Origin of the sequence: Microcoleus sp. S13_C3, assembly GCF_036700905.1 — a bacterium.
Classification (GTDB): Bacteria; Cyanobacteriota; Cyanobacteriia; order Cyanobacteriales; family Microcoleaceae; genus Microcoleus.
In genome coordinates this window covers 1-3842 of the sequence record NZ_JAUBPT010000297.1, presented here as the reverse complement: position 1 = coordinate 3842, position 3842 = coordinate 1, and the positions used below count along the sequence as shown (strand labels likewise).

Below are 3842 nucleotides of genomic sequence, written 5' to 3'. Positions count from 1 at the left end.
AATTTGGGCTACAAGCCTTGTCTAGTAAAGAATCAGCAAAAAATCAGTGTGTAATTAATTCTGTCCAATTACTTATTATGTTCTCCTGGTTTTGGGTTTTCTAGAAAAACCCAAAAACCCAGCCGCCCCGCAGTTCAACACATAGCAGGGCGGCTACAGAGGATGTTAAGATACTCCGTTAGCCTCCAGACTGCTGGTATCAGTTTGGCGGTTAGCTGTCCATTGCTGCTACCAACAGCTTTGGGCAGTGCAACTAGATTTTTGGGCGACGCGGGCTGCCTCCTCTACAAGCAAGCAACCTCTCACTTCCAAGCGTAGCCGCAGATGGGGGCCGCCGTCAATCGATTTTAGATTTTAGATTTTAGATTTTAGATTTTAGATTTTAGATTTGGGATTGAAGAATTGATCCCCGGACTAACCTGGGGACTTTGGGGGTTTTGATGCGGGATTGGCGGGTTTTGGGCGATCGTACCAATTCAACTCACAAAACGATCGCCTTTTCAACTTACCAACTACAACGGCGATACTTTGTCGCGTTCAATCTCCTCGTGGGGAGTCGTTTTGCCATTCAAAATTGTGCCATCCTCCGGCGGATTTTGCGGGCGATCGCGCTTCTTAAAGCGATCGCGAGCCGAGACAACCACCACATACAGAACCGGCACCATAAACAAACTCAAGAAAGTAGAAACAACCATCCCTCCGGCGATCGCATTCCCCAGCGATCGGCGGCTAGCTGCACCCGCACCTTCTGGGTTAACCAGAGGAGCAATACCCAAAATGAAAGCCAGAGAAGTCATCAAAATCGGTCGTAAACGCTCTTGAGAAGCCTCAACTGCCGCCTTAGCAATTGGATATCCCCGCTCCCGTAACTGGTTCGCAAACTCCACGATTAAAATCGCATTTTTACTAGCCAATCCAATCAACATCACCAAACCAATCTGGCAATAAACATCATTCGCCAAACCCCGCAACGACTGAGCTAAAAGCGCACCCAAAATCGCCAGAGGCACCGATAGCAAAATAATGAAAGGATCGACATAATTTTCGTACTGAGCCGCCAACACCAAGAACACGAAAATCAGCCCCAAACCGAAAATAATCGGTGCTTGACCGCCCGATTCAATTTCTTCTAAAGAACTCCCCGACCATTCATAGCCAAAACCAGAGGGTAAAACTTCAGCCGACACCTTTTCCATCGATTTTAGCGCCTGTCCCGAACTCGCTCCCGGAGCCGGAGAGCCAGTAATTTCAATTGACCTATATAAATTGTAGTGGTTAACAGTTTGAGCTCCCACCACCGGAGTTATCTTCACCAAATTGCTCAAAGAAATCATTTCATTCTTTCCAGAACGCACATACAATTTCCCAATATCTTCAGGGTTATCACGAAACTGTTTGTCCGCCTGAACATACACCCGATAATTGCGCTGCTGCAGGTTAAAATCGTTCACATACTGAGCACCCAGAGCCGTTTGTAACGTACTGAAAACATCATTAATGGGAATATCTAGAGCCTTAGCTCGATTGCGGTCTACCTCCACAATTAACTGAGGCGTATTCGCAGCAAATGTACTAAATACCGCTTGCAATCCCGGTGTCTGATTTGCCTGCTTCAAAATCCCGCCCATAGTCTGGACTAAGCCATCTAAACCGCCGTTACCTTTGCGGTCTTGCAATTGAAATTGGAAACCCCCAAATTGACCTAAACCTTGAATAGCCGGCGGATTCACAGGGAAAATTCTCGCTTCTGGAATCGAGAAAAACTTACCCCGCAACTTACCAATAATCGCTTGTACAGTTTGATCTTCTCCGTGACGTTCATCCCAGGCTTTAAGTGTAGTAAATATAATGCCTTGATTAGAAGTGCTACCGCTAAAACCAAATCCACCCACTGAAAAAGTCCCGACAACTTCAGGAAGCTTGAGGATTTCTTGTTCTACTTGATCCATTACTTTCTGAGTGTATTGCAGCGAAACACCCTGGGGTCCTTGAATAATTGTCATAAAATAGCCCTGGTCTTCTTCCGGGATAAATGCTGTGGGCACTGATAAATAAAGCCAAGCTGTTACTCCCAGAGAACCGATGAACACGAGGGTGACAATAGTCTTAATTCCTGTGAGAAATATTAAGGATTTCCGATATTGCCGCTGTACCCAATTGAGAACTCCATTAAAACGGTCAAAAACCCAACCTAGCGGGCCCCCAAACTTCGGCCCCCTACGCAGTAATATAGCTGAAAGTGAGGGCGTGAGAGTAATAGCAATAAAGGTAGACAGCAATACTGAAAAAGCAATTGTCAGCGCAAATTGTTTATAAAGCGCTCCCGTAGTTCCGGGGAAAAATGCCACTGGCACGAACACTGCCATCAACACTAAAGAAGTCGCAATTACAGCGCTAAAAAGCTCCCGCATTGACTCAAAAGCTGCTTCGCGGGCATTCATCCCTTGGCGGATCAGGCGGTCAATATTTTCTACTACAATGATAGCGTCATCAACCACTAATCCCGTCGCTAATGTCAGACCAAACAGAGATAAACTGTTAATCGTAAATCCGAAAACTTTGATAAAGGCAAACGTCCCAATCAAAGAAATTGGAATTGTGATGATAGGAATAATAGTTGTGCGCCAGTCTTGCAAGAAAACAAAAATAACTATCACCACTAGCAAGACTGCTTCAAATAATGTCTTGACTACTTCTGCCATCGACTCTTCTACAAACAAAGTCGTGTCTAGCGCTACTCTATGTATCAACCCCGGAGGGAAAGCAACAGCTAGTTTTTCCATTTCTTTTTTGACGGCATGGGCAACATTCAAAGCATTACTTCCAGGCAGTTGGTAAATTCCTAAACCTACTGCATCATTGCCTCGAAATCGCAGAAATGAGCTGTAATTCTCTGCCCCTAGTTCTGCTCTCCCCACATCTTTTAATTTAACTAACGTTCCATTGGTCTCTGTTTTGAGGACAATTTCTTCAAATTCTGCTGGTTCTTTGAGGCGACTTTCAGCACGCAAGTCAATTTGATACATTTGTCCCTGTGGAGCAGGTTCTTGGCCAACTCTCCCAGCACCAACTTGCAAGTTTTGTTCGTTGAGAGCCCTCGTGACATCTTGCATGGTGAGACGGCGCGCTGCTAATTTATTGGGGTCTATCCATAAACGCATTGCATAGCGTCTTTCCCCAAAAATTCGCACGTCGCCAACACCTTTTACCCGCTTTAAAGCATCTGCTAAATATAGGTCAGCGTAGTTGCTCAAAAATATGGTGTCGTATTCTTTATTTTCTGTAAATAAACCGATCGCTAATAGGAGACTTGTAGATTGTTTTGTAACTCTAACTCCTGTGCGTTGTACGGCATCTGGTAGTTGTGGCTGAGCAACGGCAACTCGATTTTGAACATCGACGCCGGCAATGTCTTTGTTGCGCGATGAATCAAAGGTAGCTGTAATGGTGCTAGTACCATCGTTACTACTACTGGAAGTTAGATATTTGAGTCCTTCAACGCCGTTGATTTGCCTTTCTAGGATGTTGGTAACGGCATTTTCGACAATTTCAGCACTCGCCCCGCTATAGTTAGCTGTGACGTTGATTTGGGTAGGGCTAATGTCGGGGAAGCGCTCGATAGGTATGCTGGGGATGCTGATTGCGCCTACCAAGATAATAATTAAGGCGCAGACGCTAGCAAAGACTGGTCGTTTAATAAAGAAATCTGCAAACATTATTTGGGTAATGGGTAGTTGTTATATCAATTCCGGTTGCACCGTCAGGTGATTGTTGACTGTTGACTGTTGACTGTTGACTGTTGACTGTTGACTGTTGACTGTTGACTGTTGACTGTTGACTGT

The 3842-nt window shown here is 45.1% G+C and carries 2 protein-coding genes; one reads left to right on the top strand and one right to left on the bottom strand.

Going from position 1 to position 3842, the window contains the following annotated elements:
• Positions 1-162 precede the first annotated feature (162 nt).
• Entirely contained in the window at positions 163-318 is a 156-nt protein-coding gene (locus QUA16_RS35960) for a hypothetical protein (RefSeq protein WP_333109569.1), read from the top strand.
• A 194-nt stretch (positions 319-512) separates the two neighbouring features.
• Here the strand turns inward: QUA16_RS35960 and QUA16_RS35955 are convergent, their stop codons facing one another.
• Positions 513-3716, bottom strand: coding sequence for an efflux RND transporter permease subunit (locus QUA16_RS35955; protein ID WP_333109571.1), 3204 nt, complete (start codon positions 3714-3716; stop codon positions 513-515).
• Between the last annotated feature and the right edge of the window lie 126 nt (positions 3717-3842).

What these genes read in the sequence shown, in the direction of transcription:
- QUA16_RS35960 (WP_333109569.1), top strand. Translation starts at nt 163, where the DNA reads ATGTTAAGATACTCCGTTAGCCTCCAGACTGCTGGTATCAGTTTGGCG.
- QUA16_RS35955 (WP_333109571.1), bottom strand. Translation starts at nt 3,716, where the DNA reads ATGTTTGCAGATTTCTTTATTAAACGACCAGTCTTTGCTAGCGTCTGC.